The sequence below is a fragment of the Luteibacter sp. dw_328 genome (assembly GCF_018449605.1).
GTDB lineage: Bacteria > Pseudomonadota > Gammaproteobacteria > Xanthomonadales > Rhodanobacteraceae > Luteibacter.
Window position 1 is genome coordinate 155593 of sequence record NZ_JAAVUW010000009.1, and the last position, 16883, is coordinate 172475.

Sequence of the window (16883 nt, forward strand, 5' to 3'; positions counted from 1 at the left end):
CGGAAAATCAAAAGACGCCCGCACCGAGATCGGCCGTGACGGCGGACTGGCGGAACATGGCGAAAAGCTCACGACCCATGCCCGTGTGGTGCATGGCAAGATCGACGTTATCGGGAATGCGCGCATTCCATTCATCGGCATCGACCAGTACTTCGATCGTGCCGGATACGGCATCCAGACGCACGAGGTCGCCCGTGCGAATGCGCGCGATGGGGCCGCCGGCTTCGGCTTCCGGGGTCACGTGGATAGCCGCCGGCACGCGACCCGAGGCGCCGGACATGCGGCCATCGGTGAGCAGGGCGACGCGGTGACCACGGTCCTGCAGCAGGCTCAACGTCGGCGTGAGCTTATGCAGCTCCGGCATGCCGCGTGCACGCGGCCCCTGAAAACGCACGACGGCGATGAAGTCGCGATTGAGTTCGCCGCGGTCGAAAGCCGCTTTCACATCGTCCTGTTCGTCGAAGACGATCGCCGGGGCTTCGACGATCATGCGGTCGTCGGGCACGGATGACACCTTGATCACGGCACGACCGACGTTGCCCGACAGCATGCGCAGCCCACCGTCGAGGCGGAACGGTTCGCTGATCGATCGAAGCACGCCGCGGTTGCCGCTCTCCTTGGAGACGCGTTCCCAGGCGAGCGCATTGCCCTCGAGCCGCGGCACGTGACGATAGGCTTCCAGACCATGCCCCATGATGGTGTTGACGTCGCCGTGCAGCAGGCCACCATCGAGCAGCTGGTCCATCAGGAAAGCCATGCCGCCGGCTTCGTGGAAGTGATTCACGTCGGCGTAGCCGTTCGGATAGACGCGCGCCAGTAGGGGAACGACCGCCGAGAGGGCGTCGAAATCGTCCCAGCGCAGCTCGATGCCCGCGGCACGCGCGATGGCGACAAGATGGAGCAGGTGATTGGTCGAGCCGCCGGTCGCGTGCAGGCCGACCACGCCGTTGACGATGGCACGCTCGTCGATAATGCGGCCGATCGGCATGTAATGGTCGCCGAGGCAGTCCGTGGCGAGCACGCGCTCGACAGCGGCTGCCGTGAGTGCCTCGCGCAGCGGTGTGTCTGGTGCCTCGAAGCTGGCACCCGGAATATGCAGACCCATGATCTCCATCAGCATCTGATTGGAGTTGGCCGTGCCGTAGAACGTGCAGGTGCCGGCGCCATGATACGAACGGGCTTCCGCATCGAGCAGTTCCGCGCGCGACGCCTTACCCATGGCGAACGCCTGGCGGACCTTCGACTTCTCTTCATTCGGAATGCCCGAAGGCATCGGACCCGAAGGCACGAAGGCGCTGGCGAGATGACCGAAGCTCAGTGCGCCGATCAGCATGCCCGGTACGATCTTGTCGCAGATACCCAGGTAGAGCGCGCCCTCGTACATGTCGTGCGAGAGCGAGACGGCGGTGGCCATGGCGATGAGGTCGCGCGAGAACAGCGACAGCTCCATGCCGGGCCGTCCCTGCGTCACGCCGTCGCACATGGCCGGCACGCCACCGGCGACCTGCGCCGTGGCGCCGAACATGCGCGCGGTGGCGCGAATGCGCTCCGGATAGCTTTCGTACGGCTGGTGCGCGGAGAGCATGTCGTTATACGACGTCACGATGGCGATATTCGCGGCGTGGCCGTTGCGCAGTGCATCCTTGTCGTTCTCGCCGCAGGCGGCGAAACCGTGGGCAAGGTTGCCGCACGAAAGGTGATGTCGCTTCGCACCTTTGCCGCGTGCGCCTTCGATTTTCGTGAGGAAGGCGGCGCGCGAGGCGTGGCTACGCTCGACGATTCGCTGAGTTACCTCGGCGAGGATAGGGTGGATGTTCATGGCAGTCCCGCGTGGCTACGTAGTGGGGTCGCCGGCCCCCGCCGGGGCGACCCGGGCCGCGCGTATCCCGCGCGGCACGATGGCTTGCAAAGCTCAGGTAAAAAGCAGGCTCAGGGCGACCAGTACACGTCGACGGCGACACGGTCCTGCTTGAGCACCGCGGCGATCGGGAAATCTTCGCCGGCAAGCGCCTTGCCGAGGATCTCTTTCTTGTCGTTGCCTTCGATGTGCAGGTAGAGCGCGCGCGTATCGAGTACACGGGGAAGGCTGAGCGTGATGCGCGGCTCACCGGCACCGTCGGCGCGCATCGACAGGACGCTCTGCTTGCCGTCGAGGTCGAGCGCCTGGGCGAGATGGTCGCCGCCGGGGAAGAACGAAGCGGTATGACCATCCGGACCCATGCCGAGCACGACGACGTCGAACGGCTTGCCGAGTGCGTCGACCTTTGCGCCGACGCCCGCGAGCGCGGCGTCGACATCGTCCGCATGCGCCTTGTCGAACAGCGGCTGGAAACCGGCGACGTGTGCTTCGTGCGCGATCAGCGTTTTCTTGACGAGGCGCGCGTTGGAGCGCTCGTTGTCTTCATCCACCCAGCGCTCGTCGACCAGGGTGATCGTGACCTTGGACCAGTCGATTTCCTGCTCGGCCAGCACGGCGAACATCAGCTTCGGCGTGCTGCCGCCGCTGACGGCGAGACTGGCTTTGCCGCGTGCCTTGACGGCGGCATCGAGCTTGCTCGCGATATCTTTGGCCAGCGTGTCGCCGAGGGTCAGGCGATCGGCGAATTCATGGCGGTTCACTTTTGCGTTCATCAGGCAGCGTCCTCGGCCCAGGTACGGCCATCACGTTCGATGAGCGCCACGGCGGCGCTCGGACCCCAGGTACCCGCGGTGTACGGCTTCGGCGTCTCGCCGCCGCCTTCCCACGCCTGGAGGATGGGACCGGCCCAGTTCCATGCGGCCTCGACTTCGTCGCGACGCATGAACAGGGTCGGGTTGCCGCGCACCACGTCGAGGATCAGGCGCTCGTAGGCATCCGGTTGCTGGATGCCGAACGCCGCCGCGAAGCTCATGTCGAGCGGCACGTGACGCAGGCGCAGGCCACCCGGACCCGGATGCTTGATGGTCAGCCACAGCTTCACGCCTTCGTCCGGCTGCAGGCGCAGCGTCAGGCGATTCGGCAGCAGCGGACCATTGGCGGGATCGAAGATGGAATGCGGCAATGCACGGAACGTCACCACGATTTCCGAAACGCGACTGGGAAGGCGCTTGCCGGTGCGCAGGTAGAACGGCACACCAGCCCAGCGCCAGTTACCGATCTCCGCCTTGAGGGCGACGAAGGTTTCGGTCTTGGACTGGTCGCTGCCCAGTTCGTCCAGGTAACCCGGGACGCTCTGGCCTTCGGCCGCGCCGGCACGGTACTGGCCGCGCACGGTGAGTAGGCCAGCATTGCTCGCATCGATCGGACGCAGCGACCGCAGCACCTTGAGCTTCTCGTCGCGCACGGCGTCCGGCTCCAGCGACGACGGCGGCTCCATGGCGAGCATGCACAACAGCTGCAGGATGTGGTTCTGGACCATGTCGCGCAGGGCGCCGGCACGGTCGTAGTAGCCGGCGCGATGGCCGACGCCCACGGTTTCGGCGACGGTGATCTGCACGTGGTCGATGTGCTGTGCATTCCACAGCGGCTCGAACAGCGCGTTGCCGAAGCGCAGCGCCAGCAGGTTCTGCACCGTCTCCTTACCGAGGTAATGATCGATACGGTAGGTCTGCGATTCGGTGAAGTAACCGGCGACCGCGTCGTTGATCGCGTTGGCGCTCTGCAGGTCGCGGCCGATCGGCTTTTCCAGCACCACGCGCGAGCGTTCGCCGTTGAGGCCCAAGGAACCGAGGCGCTGGCAGATGTCGGTGAAGATGTCCGGCGCGGTCGAGAGATAGAAAACGCGGATATGCGTCGGCTGCGCGGCCATGAGGGCCGAGAACTCGTCCCAGCCGTCGGCCTTGCGGGCGTCCAGCGAGCGGTAGCCGATCATCGCGATGAAGGCGTCGAGCTGGGCCTTGGCCACGTGGGCCACGCCTTTTTCGATGGCGACGCGGACCTGCTCACGATACCCGGCGTCGTCGAGACCTTCGCGGGCGACACCGATGATCCGGCTGCTCGGCTGGATCTGGCCGTCGACGAACCGGTGGTACATGGCGGGGAGGAGCTTGCGGACGGCGAGGTCGCCGGTGCCGCCGAAAATGACCAGATCGAACGGCTCGATCGGCAGGAGTTGTGCGCTCACGACAGTGGCCTGTTCAACGTCGAGGGAAGATGCCACCGGATCGTACCAGTGACATACCAGGTCATACCAGCCCCGTACCAATCGCCGCGGCGTTTCGCCGCCATTGGCGGCACGATTACCCAACGGAAACGTTTCCAGCGCCCATTTGGATCGTGCAAACGACTGTTTGAATCGTCCGGTGGTATGGACGAACTTGCACGCGCTTGCCCCAGTGGTCAGGTATTGGTATCTTCAGGAAATGGAAATCGCCCTCGTCGCCGAATACCAGCGCCTGCAGCACGACCCGGCCGCCCGGCTGCCGCTGGCGTACATGCGCCTGCGTCGGGCTATTCGCAACGTGATCGAGAACGGCGAGGTGCAGGTCGGCCATGCGCTGCCCAGCGAACGTGATCTCGCCAGGGCCCTCACCCTGTCCCGGGTCACCGTACGCAAGGCCATCGGTGGCCTGGTCGAGGACGGCCTGCTCACCCAGCGCCACGGCGCCGGCACCTTCGTCTCCGAACGTATCGTCAAGCCGCTCTCGCGGATGACCAGCTTCACCGAGGACCTGCGTGCGCGCGGCCTCAACCCGCGCTCCGAGTTCTTCGAACGGGCGATCGGCGAAGTCACCCCCGAGGAATCCATGGCGATGAACCTGTCGCCGGGCACCCAGGTGGTCCGCCTGCATCGCTTGCGCTATGCCGGCGACGAACCGCTGGCCATCGAGCGCAGCGCCGTGCCGTTGTCGCTCCTGCCCGACCCGAACCTGGTCGAGGATTCGCTCTACGAGGCCCTGGACAAATTGGGCAACCGCCCGCTTCGTGCCCTGCAACGCCTGCGTGCCGTCGTGCTCGGCCCCGCGCAGACGCGACTGCTGCGCCTGAGCGCCGGCAGCGCGGGACTCAGCATCGAACGCCGCAGCTTTCTCGACGACGGCCGGATCGTCGAATTCACCTGTTCCTGGTACCGCGGGGACATCTATGACTTCGTCGCCGAACTGCAAAGCGACTAACGAGCCAACCAGACCATGACGATCCAGCCGCAAGACACCCTGATGTTCCGCGAAGCGCACGAGACCGCCGAGGTCGTCGAGCGGCAACTCGCCAACAACGAAGCCGTGATCGGCGCGCTCGCCGAGCGCCTGCGCGCCACACCGCCGCGCATGGTCATCACCTGCGCACGTGGCAGCTCCGATCACGCGGCCATGTACGCCAAGTACGTGTTTGAAACCCAGCTCGGCGTCGTCACCGCGTCGGCCTCGCCGTCGGTCACCTCGATTTACCACGCGGCGCAGCGCCTCGACGGCGCGCTCTATGTGGCCGTCTCGCAGTCCGGCAAGAGCCCCGACCTGGTCCGCAATGCCGAGGCCGCGAAAAAGGCGGGTGCCTACGTGGTCGCCCTGGTCAACGTGGTGGATTCGCCGCTTGCCGATGTCGCCGACGTCGTCGTGCCCCTGCACGCCGGGCCGGAAACCAGCGTCGCCGCGACCAAGAGTTATCTCGGCGCGCTGTTCGCCATCCTGCACATCGCCGCCCGGTGGAGCGGCAAGCCCGAGATCGCCGATGCGATCACCGCGCTGCCCGCCCAGCTTCGTCACGGTTGGAACGCCGACTGGTCGGCACTCACCGACGGGCTGGTGGATGCGCACAACCTGTTCGTCGTCGGTCGCGGTTTCGGTTTCGCCGGTGCGCTCGAGGCCGCGCTCAAGTTCAAGGAAACCTGTGGGCTGCATGCCGAAGCCTTCAGCGCGGCCGAAGTGAAGCACGGCCCGATGGCCCTGGTTGGCCCCCATTTTCCGGTGCTGTTCTTCGCGCAGAACGACGACACCCTGCCCGGCGTGCTCGAGGTCGCCGCCGAGTTCCGCAAGCGCGGTGCCAAGGTGTGGGTGGCCGCGCCGGGTGCCACCGGTGACGACATCCTCCCGCTCGTCGCCACGGCACCCATCGCCGCGGTGCTGGTCACCGTGCAGAGCTTCTATCGCGCCACCGCCGCCCTCGCACTGCGCCGTGGCTTCAATCCCGACGTCCCGCCGCACCTGAACAAGGTGACGGAAACCGTCTGATTCATGGAGTTCCTGGTATGACCCTCGCCCTCGTCAACGGCCGCGTCCTTACCGATAACGGATTCCAGGGTGGCTTTGCCGTCCTCATCGACGACGGAAAAATCACCGGGCTCGCGCTGCCCTCCGATCCGCGCGTGCGCGCGGCCGAGCGCCACGATCTCGGTGGCCGCACCCTGCTGCCCGGCTTTATCGACTGCCAGGTCAACGGCGGCGGTGGCGTGCTGTTCAACGACGTACCCACCGTCGATGCGATCCGCAGGATCGGCGAGGCGCATGCGAAGTTCGGCACGACCGGCTTCCTGCCTACCCTCATCAGCGACGATGTCGACGTCATGGCGAAGGCTATCGACGCCGTGAACGAAGCCGTGGCCCAGGGCGTGCCCGGCGTGCTCGGCATCCATCTCGAAGGCCCGTTCATCGCGCCCGAACGCAAGGGGGTGCACGATCCGGCCAAGTTCCGCATCGCCGATGCGAGTGACGTGGCGATGGTCGCGCGCCGCCATGGTGGCGTCACCTTGCTCACCCTCGCACCGGAACGCGCCAGCGCCGCCGTGCTGCAGGAGCTGGTCGCCAACGGCGTCATCGTCGCTGCCGGCCACACCGCCGCCGACTACGACACCACGCGTAACGCGCTGGCCACTGGCATTCGCGGCTTCACGCACCTGTTCAACGCCATGACCCCGTTCACCAGCCGCGAACCTGGTGTGGTCGGTGCCGCACTCGAGGATCCCGCCAGCTGGTGCGGTCTGATTGTCGACGGCCACCACGTGCATCCGGCTTCCTTGCGTGTCGCCATCGCGGCGAAGGCGCGCGAGAAGATGATGCTGGTGACCGATGCCATGCCGCCGGTCGGCTCCGACGACCCGACCTTCGTGCTGAAGGGCGAGACGATCACGGTGAAGGACGGTGTCTGCCAGACCGCCGACGGCACCCTGGCCGGCTCCGCGCTGGACATGGCCACGGCCGTACGCAACACGATCAACATGGTCGGCGTGCCTTATGACGAAGCCGCCCGCATGGCCTCGACCTACCCGGCCGCCTTCCTCGGCCTCGGCGCCACACACGGTCACATCGCCGCCGGCTACCGGGCCGACCTGGTCGTGATGGACCACAACCACGAGGTCGTCGAGACCTGGATCGGTGGCGTCCGCGTCGTCGGCTGACAGCGTAACATTTGTTAAATCCGCGTGACATGAACCCGGCGGCCCGCTAGAGTGGCGCCGTTCGGGTGTCCCGGCCGGCGGTCGCTGGTGGGATGAAACGGGAAGCCGGTGCGTCGCCTCGCGACTATTCCGGCACTGCCCCCGCAACGGTAAGCGACAGGAAGGCCTGAAGGTCTTTACGGAAACCGGCCATACGCCACTGCGAAAGCGGGAAGGCGCCGGGTTCCGCCACGGCAGGTGGCTGACGCGAGTCCGGAGACCGGCCCGATGCATTCGCCTCGCGACACTCGCGGGGCGTTTTATGTTGGGCGATTCGCGGAGGGCGGATCCGGACAGCGTTCCGGGTCGATCCGTGCCCGCATGCCGTTCGCCGTTTGTCCTCCGTGTCGTCTTTAGCGACGCACTAAGGAAACGGCTCCATGAAGAAGACCCTGCTCGCGATGGCCCTGCTGTCGTCCATCGCCGCCGCCCACGCGGCCGACGCTCCCGCCGAGAAGCTCGATCCGGTGGTGGTCACGGCCAACCGTGCGGCCACGCCGCTCGACGAAGTGCTCGCCCCGGTCACGCTGATCACCCGCGAGGACATCGAGCGCCTGCAGCCGGTCAGCGTGCAGGACCTGCTCACCGGCCTGCCGGGCATCGTCATGGCGAACACCGGTGGCATCGGCCAGCAGACCTCGCTGTTCATGCGCGGCACCAACTCGTCGCACACCCTGGTCCTATTGGACGGTGTGCGCGTCGGCACGGTCGGTGCCGGCATCCCGGCCTACGAGCAGCTGCCGGTGGACCAGATCGACCACATCGAGATCGTTCGCGGCCCGCAGTCGAGCCTGTATGGCTCGGACGCCATCGGTGGCGTCATCCAGATCTTCACCCGCCACGGCCAGGCCGGCGAAGCGCCCACGCCTTCGGTGTCGGTCACCGGTGGTAGCCACGGCTACACCGACGGCCAGTTCGGCCTGTCCGGTGGCACGCAGCACAGCTGGTACAACGCCAGCCTCGGCGGCCAGTACACCTCGGGCATCAATGCCTGCCGCGTCGGCGCGGGCGAGGCCTTCAAAGGCTGCTTCACCGACGAGCCCGACCATGACGCCTACCGCACCTATAACGGCGCGCTCTCCGGCGGCTACCGCTGGGACGACGGCACGGAGCTCACCGGCAGCTGGCTGCGTAGCAAGGGCGACATCGAATACGACGGTGACTTCCAGAACCTGACCCGCCGCTCGCAGCAGGTCGCCGGCACCAAGCTCGCGTTCAACGCGCTGGAGAACTGGCGCATGTCGATCAGCCTGGGCCAGAACCAGGACCGCGCCGACAACTACCTCAACGGCGCCGACAAGACCCTGGACTTCGTGAACTACGGCGTCGACAAGGCGCGCGTGGGTTACCTGTACTCCAAGCGTAACCAGGCCTCCTGGCAGAACGATTTCACGCTCGCTCCGGGCCAGACGCTCAGCGTCGGCGTGGACTTCCAGCAGGAAAAGCTCAAGAGCGACACGGATTACCTGAAGGACACGCGCGAGAACACCGGCGTGTTCGCGCTGTACCAGGGCATCTTCGGCGCCAATGAGATCCAGCTGTCGGCACGTCACGACCACAACAACCAGTTCGGCAACCACACCACCGGCCAGGCCGCGTACGGCTTCCGCTTCGACAACGGCATGAAGGTCACCGCCTCCTACGGCACCGCGTTCCACGCGCCGACCTTCAACGACGAGTACTACCCGTACGGCGCGCCGGTGAACCTGAGCCCGGAGAAGTCGCGCACGGCCGAGATCGGCCTGTCGGCCCGCCCGGGCATCTGGAACTGGGCGGTCAACGCCTACCAGACCCGGGTGAACGACCTGATCGGCTTCGATGCGAATTTCCTGCCGATCAACGTCAGCAAGGCGCGCATCCGTGGCGTTGAAGGACAGCTGGGCGCGGACGTGGACGGCTGGCACCTGCGCGGCTACGCCACCCTGCAGCAGCCGAAGGACCGTGACAGCGGTGACGAGTACAACAACCTCCTGGCCCGTCGTCCCAAGCGCACCGCCCGCGTGGACGTGGACCGCGATCTCGGCGCCTTCACCGTGGGTGGCTCGGTCTACTCCGCCGGTTACAGCTACGACGATGCCGCGAATACGACACGCCTGGGCGGCTACGCGACGGCGGATGTTCGTGCCACCTGGCACGTGGATAGCGACTGGAGCGTCCAGGGTCGCCTGGCCAATGTGTTCGATCGTCGCTATGAGACCGCCGCGTATTACAACCAGCTGGGGCGGACGTATTACCTGACCGTGCGGTATTCGCCGGCGCGTTGAGGCACCCCCATCGCCGATGAATCGGCTCCCACAGGAGAACTGCTGGCCCCTTCAAGGTGGCAAGTCTTTTGTGGGAGCCGCTTCAGCGGCGATTCCCTATGTTTTGCCTCGATATAAATGAACGCGACACCCCTGCCTTCCGGCAGGGCCCCCACTAAAGGCACACGCGACACCGTCGCGCTGCCGTCATAAAGTCCACGGGCGCGGGTATGCTTCCCGCGATCACAGGAAGTGTCGTGAACTTTTTTGCACCATTCATTCGCCGGCCGAGAGGTACGTCGCTGCTTGCGGCGGGCCTGACCCTTGCCGGTGCGATCGCATACATGCTGCTTGGCGTGGCCGCGCTGCCCTCGATCGAGGTGCCGGCGGTATTCATCCAGACCCAGATGCCGGGCGCCAACGCGCAGACCATGGCGTCGACCATCATCGCGCCCCTGGAACGCCACCTCGGCCAGATTCCGGGCGTCGACCAGATGTACTCGAACAGCTCCGAAGGGGCTGGCTTCGTTCGTGTCCGCTTCACCATGGACCGCAGTACTGACGCTGCCGCACGCGACGTGCAGGCGGCCATCAACGCGGCCGCGGCCGATCTGCCGGCCGGCATGCCCTCGCCGCCGCAGTACTTCAAGTTCGATACCGGGCAGATTCCCGTCCTCCTCGTCGCCTTCACTTCGAAGACGATGCCGCCGGACAAACTGTTCGACGTGGTCAATACGCTGATCATGCCCAGTGTGAAGCAGATCGACGGCGTCTCGCGCGTGCAGGTGTTCGGTGGCACGCCGCATGCCGTGCGCATCGAGCTGGATACCAATGCGCTGTCGTCCAAGCAGCTGACGGCCAACGACGTTTCCAATGCACTGAACGCGGCCAACGTGAATTCCCCGCAGGGTGTGCTGTCCGACGGCGTCACGCAGATGACCGTGACCGCCAACGACGGACTGCGCGAGCCGGAAGATTTCGCCAACATCCTCATCGCCGTGCGCAACAACGTACCGGTACGCTTGTCCGACATCGCCAAGGTGACCAGCGGCGAGCAGGATCAGTACCAGGCGGCGTGGTTCCAGGGCGACCGCTCGGTCACCATGCAGATCAGCAAGCGGCCGGAGGCCAACTCCATTGCCACGGCCGAGGCGATCCGCGCCGCCTTGCCGCGCTTCCAGTCGTCGTTGCCCGCCGATGCCGTGGTGACGCCGATCTTCGACCTCACGCAGACCACCCAGTCGGCCCTGCACGAGGTAAAGGTCGCGCTGCTCATCAGTATCGTGATGGTGGTGCTGGTGATGATGGTGTTCCTGCGTCGCCTGGGCCCCACCCTGATCGCCACGCTCAGCGTGCCGCTGTCGCTGGCTGGCGCGTTCGTGGTGATGTGGATCCTCGGTTACACGCTCAACACCATGTCGCTGATGGCGCTGGTGCTGTGCATCGGCTTCGTCGTGGACGATGCGATCGTGGTGATCGAGAACATCGTTCGCCATATGGAGAATGGAACGGGCCCGATGCCAGCCTCGCTGGAAGGCGTACGCGAGATCGGGTTCACCGTCGTCTCGATCACGCTGTCGCTGATCGCCGTGTTCGCGCCACTGCTGTTCGGCAACAACATGATCACCAAGCTGCTGCGCGAGTTCTCGGTGACGCTTGCCGCCGCCGTGGTGATCTCGGCCGTCGTCTCGCTGACCCTGACGCCGGCGTTGTGCGCCAGGTATCTCAAGCACGACGATGCCGATCGCAAGGTAAGCCGCTGGGAGCGTGCGCTCGAGCGCTTCGATCGTGGCCTTCTCGGCACGTACGAACGCGCGCTCAACTGGGCTATGCGGCATCGGCGGGTGATGCGCTGGCAGCCGCTGATCCTGCTGTTCGCGACGTTTGCGCTTGGCTTCGCGGTGGTGAAAACCGCTGGCGGCAATTTCATGCCCGACGAAGATACCGGCATGCTGCAGGCCGAGGTGACCGCGGACGCGAACATCTCGCCAGACGAAATGTCACGCCGGCTCAAGCGCGTCGGCGACATCATGCAGAACGACCCCACGGTCGCCGATGTAAACACCATCCTCGGCAGCGGCAATGACGGCGCGGCCGTCGGCAACTCCGGCCTGATGTTCATCGACCTCAAGCCGAAGGGCAGCGGGCCGGACCATCGCAAGGAATCGATCAAGGAGATCATGGAGCGCCTCGGTAAGCAGTACGAGAAGCTCTCCGATGTCCAGGTTTTCATGAGCCCCGTGCAGTTCCTCGGCGGCGGTGGGAATAACGGCAACCGCGGGCAGTACTCGTTCCAGCTGATCAGCACCGGCGGCGAGAACCTCCAGCCCTGGGTGATGAAGCTGGTGCGCAAGATGCGCACGATTCCCGAGTTCAAGGATGTCGGAAGTGACTTCGACGTGGTCGGCAAGCAGCAGATGCTTCAGGTGGACCGCGATTCGGCGGGGCGTCTGTCGGTTGGCATGGGCATGGTCGATTCCGCGCTTTATAACGCCTTCGGCCAGCGTCAGGTCTCGATCATCTACTCGGATATCAACCAGTACTGGGTGGTGCTCACGGCAGCCGCGGCGCAAACGTTGAGCCCCGACGCCCTGTTGAATACCTACGTGAAGAGCGGCACAGGCGTCATGGTGCCACTGTCCGCGCTGGCAAAGATCGCCCCGGTCGCGACGCCCACCACGATCACTCACCAGAACCAGCTCGAATCGGCCGACATCACCTACAACCTTCCGCCGAAGATCGCCCCGGACAAGGGCAACGCCATGGTCGAGGAGGCCGTGCGCCAGCTCAACCTGCCCGAGGGGATCCGCATGGACTTCACTGGCACGAACCAGCGGCTGAAAGATGCTCAATCCAATGGCATGGTGTTGTTGATCGGGGCGATCCTCGCCGTCTATATCGTGCTGGGCATTCTCTACGAGAGCCTCGGGCATCCGTTGACGATCATCTCCACACTGCCGGCCGCGGGCGCGGGTGCCTTCCTCGCCATGCTGATCACGCAGCAGCAGCTCACGCTGATGACGATCATCGCGGTGCTGTTGTTGATCGGCATCGTGAAGAAGAACGCCATCCTGATGGTCGATTTCGCGCTCGTCGCGCAACGCGAGTACGGGATGTCGCCCGTGGAGGCGATCCGTCAGGCCGCGCTGGTGCGGTTCCGACCCATCACCATGACCACCCTGGTGGCGATGGGCGCAGCGCTTCCGCTGGCGATCGGCTTCGGCGTGGGTTCGGAGATGCGTCGCCCGCTCGGTATCGCGATCGTCGGCGGCCTGCTGGTATCGCAGCTCCTGACCTTGCTCAGCACGCCGGCGATCTACCTGTGGAACCACGATCGCAAGATTCGCGTGGCACGGCGCAAGCACCGTCGCATGCTCAAGCGCCGCTACAAGAACTGGTTGAAAATCCGCAAAGCCTGACAATCCCGCTCCTACACGTTGCGGACAGCGTTGGGATTACACCGCGGGTGTGGCGTCCACGACCGGTGCTGTGGCGGGCAACATGTGCGCCTTTTTCCAGCTGCCACGACGGTAGTACACCGTCGTGATCACCAGCGAGACGAGAGAGCCGACGGGGAAACTCCACCAGATCGCATCCGCACCGATGACCGGTTCGAGCAGCGCCGCGAAGGGATAACGCACGAGCCACATCGAGATGATAAGCACGACCAGCGGCAGCATCACCGCACCCGTGGCGCGCACCACACCGAACATCACGAAGGTCACGCCGAACAGCAGGAAGGACCAGACCACGATGTGGTTGAGGTGCTGGGCGATACCGATGGCCGAGCTGTCACTGCCCAGGAACAGCACCAGCGCCGCGCGGTTGAACAGGTAGATGATGAGCACCAGCGTGCCGGTCAGTGCGAAGTTGGTCAGCACACCGGCGCGCCCGATGCCCGCGACGCGATCCCAACGCTTCGCGCCGACGTTCTGCGCCACCATCGAGGACACCGCGCTGCCGATCGCCAGTGCGGGCATCTGGATGTACGTCCACAGCTGCGAAGCAGCGCCGAAGGCCGCCGTGGTCTGCGAGCCGTGCCGATTGACCAGCGACATCATGATGATGGCCGACGACGCGATCACGACCATCTGCGCGCCCATGGGCAACCCTTTCGCCAGCAGGCTTTTGAGGATGGCGACATCGGGTACGAGCAGACGCAGTTCGTGACGGTGGATGCACAGGAAATATTTCTTCCGGTAGAGCCAGACGAAAAGGGCGAGCAGGGTGGTGGTCTGCGCGATGAGCGTCGCCACCGCGGAGCCGGCAATGCCCATGTGCGGCACCGGGCCGAGACCGAAGATGAAGAGTGGGTTGAGCGCGATATCGAGGATCACCGAGATCAGCATGAAGATGAAGGGCGTGCGTGAATCGCCCGCGCCTCGCAGCGTCATTCCGAGGAAGGTATAGAGGTACATCGCAGGCAGCGCGACGAAGATGATGCGCAGGTACTCGATCGCATAGGGCTGCGCGTCATGCGGCGTGCCCATGGCGCGAAGCATCGCGGGCGTGGCGATGAAGCCGCCGATGGCGACCAGCAGCGAGATCGCAACGAAGAACCCGAGGCCCGTGCCGACCACGCGGCGCGCTTCCGGAATGTCGTGCGCTCCGACCGTCTGTCCGACCAGGATCGTCGTGGCCATGCCGATGCCGAAGACCACGCCCAGAAGGAAGAACAGGATCAGGTTGGCATTGGAGGTTGCGGCGAAGGCGGCCTCGCCAAGGAAGTGACCGACCCAGATGGCATTGATCGACGCGTTCAGCGACTGCAGCACGTTCGCGCCGAGGATCGGCAGCGAGAAGAGCAGCAGCGTGCGGGCGATCGGACCTTCGGTCAGCGCAGCGCGCCTGGCCGGGAGTGTCATGCTTCACCACCCGCACGCGCAGCGAGAACACGTACGTAATCGCGGATATCCGGCGGCCATGCTTCGGTCAGCGTATCGAAGCGGACCCGGTCACTGCGGTGGAACGCACGCGATGCTTCCTCGTAATCGGGCAGGTTGCCGGCCAGCGCCATCATCACGCGGTCCACCGCTTCGCTGGCCTGGCGCAGGCGATCCGCGGGAGCCTGCTGGCGACTCGCGGTTTCGACCAGACGGCGCAGGGCGACGGACGCGCCACCGGGCTGGGCCGAAAGCCAGCCCCAATGTCGCGGCAGAAGGGTTACTTCCCGCGCCACGACACCCAGCTTCGGCCGCCCGGGCCCACGTTTGGCCGGCGGCTCGTGGCCCGGCAGTCGCGCCAGTACGTCGTGGGTGGTGCCGCGGTAGTCGATGTCGACGGGGCGGCCTGTACTGTCGTCGTAGATGATCGGCGAAGCGTCAGGACGCGCGTCGAGCAGATGCTTGCAGCGCTCGACCACAGCCGCGAGCGATCCCGCAGCCAGGCGCGTCATGCCATCGAAGGCGATAAAGGTGGTCATCGGTGTCTCGGGAAGCGGGTGCGATGCCGCCATATTACCCGGATTAAATAAACCGTCAATCTCCCCGGGTAAAACCCTCTTCGGTAATCCACTCGATGAAGGCGCGAAGACGCGCATTGTGCCGTCGGTCGGGGGGATAGACGAGATACACCGGGAGCGGCGCGGGCTGCCATGGCGCCAGCACCGGGACCAGCTCGCCCTTGGCAATGTGGTCCGCCACGGTGAAACCGAGCGCCTGCACGAGTCCGAGACCGGCAATCGCTGCCGCGGTATGCGCGTTGCTCTCGTTGACCTCCACGGCAGCCGTAAACTCGATCTCGAACGTCCGCCCGTCTTCACGGAATCGCAGCGGGTGCATGCGACCGCTGTGTGCGGAGAAATAGCCGACCACGTCATGACCGTCACGGACGATGTCTTCGGGTACCGCAGGCGTGCCGCGACGGGCGAGATAGGCCGGCGTGGCGCAGAGCGTCCACGACAGCTCGGCAATCTGGCGCGTGACCAGGGCGGGGTCGTCCCCCGTGCTGCGGATCGCACAGTCGATGCCTTCGCTGATCAGGTCCACGGTGCGATCCGTCACGCCCAGCTGCACGCGTATTCCGGGGTAGCGTGCCCGGAACCCCGGCAGCGCCGGAATGATCAGGCCCGCCGCGACCGACCCGCCCGTGTCGATACGCAGGTTCCCTACAGGGTTATTGCGGCCGCCGGCCAGGGTGGTCTCGAACTCGTCGAGCTCGGCGAGCCATTGGCGGGTACGCTCGTAGTAGGCAGCTCCCTGGGCGGTCACCGTCACGCGCCGCGTGGTCCGCTCCAGCAGGCGTACACCCAGTTCGCCCTCGAGGCCCTGGATCAGCTTGGTCACCGTGGACTTCGGCATGCGCAGGGCGTCGGCCGCGCGACCGAAACCACCGGTCTCCACCAGTCGGCCGAAGACCCGGATGGCAAGAAGATGATCCATGGCTGTTTCCCCGCAGGAATAATGAAATCGCGATTCCATTATTTATCCGCGAACGGGGAATAACCATCTTGGGTGAATCGACCGCGCCGCGGTTATCGGAGCCGAAGATCATGCATACCCTCGCCACCAGCAACGTCCACACCACTCGCCATGCCGGCAAGATCGTCCTCGTCACCGGCGGCAGCTCGGGCCTCGGCCTCGCCACGGCCGAGCGCTTCGTCCGCGAAGGCGCCACCGTCTATATCACCGGCCGTCGTCAGGCCGAGCTCGATACGGCCGCCGCGTCCCTCGGCGTCACCGCCATCCAGGGCGACATCGCCAAGGCAGCCGACCTCGATCGCATCTTCGCCACCATTCGCGACAAGAGCGGACGCCTCGACATCCTGTTCGCCAACGCAGGTGGCGGTGAATTCGCGCCTCTCGGCCAGATCAGCGAGGCGCAGTTCGACAAATACTTCGGCATCAACGTGAAGGGCACGCTGTTTACCGTGCAGAAAGCGCTGGAGCTGATGGGCCCGGGCTCGGCCATCGTCCTCAACGGTTCCATGGTGTCGATCAAGGGCGCCCCGGCGTTCGGCGTTTACGCGGCCACGAAGGCGGCGCTGCGCTCGTTCGCCCGCACCTGGGCCAGCGACCTGAAGGGTCGCGACATCCGCGTCAACGTCGTCGCGCCGGGCACCGTGGTCACCCCTGCGTACACGTCGGAACTCGGCATGAGCGAACAGCAGATCGCCGAGTACAGCGCCTACGTCGAGAGCATCACGCCGCTCGGCCGCACCGGCACCCCGGACGAAATCGCCAAGGCCGTCTCCTTCCTCGCGTCAGACGAAGCCAGCTACATCACCGGCATTGAGTTGTTCGTCGACGGGGGTCAGGCGCAGATCTGACGGGGGTCTTCATGGGGGCGGGCTCGC

The 16883-nt window shown here is 65.5% G+C and carries 12 protein-coding genes and 1 riboswitch; of the genes, 6 read left to right on the plus strand and 6 right to left on the minus strand.

Translation table 11 applies throughout. The annotated features are described in order from the left end of the window. Window positions 1-7: 7 nt before the first annotated feature. The 3 genes from edd to zwf all read right to left on the minus strand — a co-directional run bounded on the left by edd (window position 8) and on the right by zwf (window position 4103). Window positions 8-1819 (minus strand): phosphogluconate dehydratase, encoded by a 1812-nt coding sequence (gene edd / locus HB634_RS20595; protein WP_213949955.1) that lies wholly within the window; start codon window positions 1817-1819, stop codon window positions 8-10. A 110-nt stretch (window positions 1820-1929) separates the two neighbouring features. Continuing rightward, on the minus strand, window positions 1930-2631 hold the full coding sequence (pgl, locus tag HB634_RS20600; protein WP_213949956.1) for a 6-phosphogluconolactonase: 702 nt from the start codon (window positions 2629-2631) through the stop codon (window positions 1930-1932). After that, on the minus strand, window positions 2631-4103 hold the full coding sequence (gene zwf / locus HB634_RS20605) for a glucose-6-phosphate dehydrogenase (protein WP_063571974.1): 1473 nt from the start codon (window positions 4101-4103) through the stop codon (window positions 2631-2633). Before zwf ends, pgl begins: the two co-directional genes overlap by 1 nt. Before the next feature lie 238 nt (window positions 4104-4341). Between zwf and HB634_RS20610 the strand changes: the two genes are divergently transcribed. The 5 genes from HB634_RS20610 to HB634_RS20630 all read left to right on the plus strand — a co-directional run bounded on the left by HB634_RS20610 (window position 4342) and on the right by HB634_RS20630 (window position 13008). Next, a complete protein-coding gene (locus tag HB634_RS20610; protein WP_046969563.1) occupies window positions 4342-5094 on the plus strand; it encodes a GntR family transcriptional regulator in 753 nt (250 codons plus the stop codon). A 15-nt stretch (window positions 5095-5109) separates the two neighbouring features. Next, the gene (locus HB634_RS20615; RefSeq protein ID WP_063571969.1) at window positions 5110-6144 is read left to right on the plus strand and encodes an SIS domain-containing protein; all 1035 of its coding nucleotides are present in this window, start codon (window positions 5110-5112) and stop codon (window positions 6142-6144) included. 17 nt (window positions 6145-6161) lie between these two features. Next, window positions 6162-7307 (plus strand): N-acetylglucosamine-6-phosphate deacetylase, encoded by a 1146-nt coding sequence (gene nagA / locus HB634_RS20620; protein ID WP_213949957.1) that lies wholly within the window; start codon window positions 6162-6164, stop codon window positions 7305-7307. 46 nt (window positions 7308-7353) lie between these two features. Beyond that, window positions 7354-7590: riboswitch (cobalamin riboswitch) on the plus strand. A 136-nt stretch (window positions 7591-7726) separates the two neighbouring features. Continuing rightward, on the plus strand, window positions 7727-9610 hold the full coding sequence (locus tag HB634_RS20625; protein ID WP_213949958.1) for a TonB-dependent receptor: 1884 nt from the start codon (window positions 7727-7729) through the stop codon (window positions 9608-9610). Between the two features lie 236 nt (window positions 9611-9846). Continuing rightward, window positions 9847-13008 carry an efflux RND transporter permease subunit gene (locus HB634_RS20630; protein WP_063570582.1) on the plus strand — a complete coding sequence of 1054 codons (3162 nt, stop codon included), beginning with the start codon at window positions 9847-9849 and terminating at the stop codon, window positions 13006-13008. A 36-nt stretch (window positions 13009-13044) separates the two neighbouring features. Here the strand turns inward: HB634_RS20630 and HB634_RS20635 are convergent, their stop codons facing one another. Genes HB634_RS20635 through HB634_RS20645 form a run of 3 tightly spaced genes read right to left on the minus strand, consistent with a single transcriptional unit; the run spans window position 13045 to window position 15969 of the window. Next, the gene (locus HB634_RS20635; RefSeq protein ID WP_213949959.1) at window positions 13045-14454 is read right to left on the minus strand and encodes an MATE family efflux transporter; all 1410 of its coding nucleotides are present in this window, start codon (window positions 14452-14454) and stop codon (window positions 13045-13047) included. After that, the gene (locus HB634_RS20640; RefSeq protein WP_063570591.1) at window positions 14451-15011 is read right to left on the minus strand and encodes a DUF2239 family protein; all 561 of its coding nucleotides are present in this window, start codon (window positions 15009-15011) and stop codon (window positions 14451-14453) included. Before HB634_RS20640 ends, HB634_RS20635 begins: the two co-directional genes overlap by 4 nt. 55 nt (window positions 15012-15066) lie before the next feature. Beyond that, window positions 15067-15969, minus strand: coding sequence for a LysR family transcriptional regulator (locus tag HB634_RS20645; protein ID WP_213949960.1), 903 nt, complete (start codon window positions 15967-15969; stop codon window positions 15067-15069). 110 nt (window positions 15970-16079) lie between these two features. On the opposite strand from HB634_RS20645, the gene HB634_RS20650 reads away from it, so the two are divergent. Continuing rightward, window positions 16080-16856: an SDR family oxidoreductase gene (locus HB634_RS20650; RefSeq protein ID WP_063570585.1), complete on the plus strand. Its 777-nt coding sequence runs from the start codon at window positions 16080-16082 to the stop codon at window positions 16854-16856. Window positions 16857-16883 lie beyond the last annotated feature (27 nt).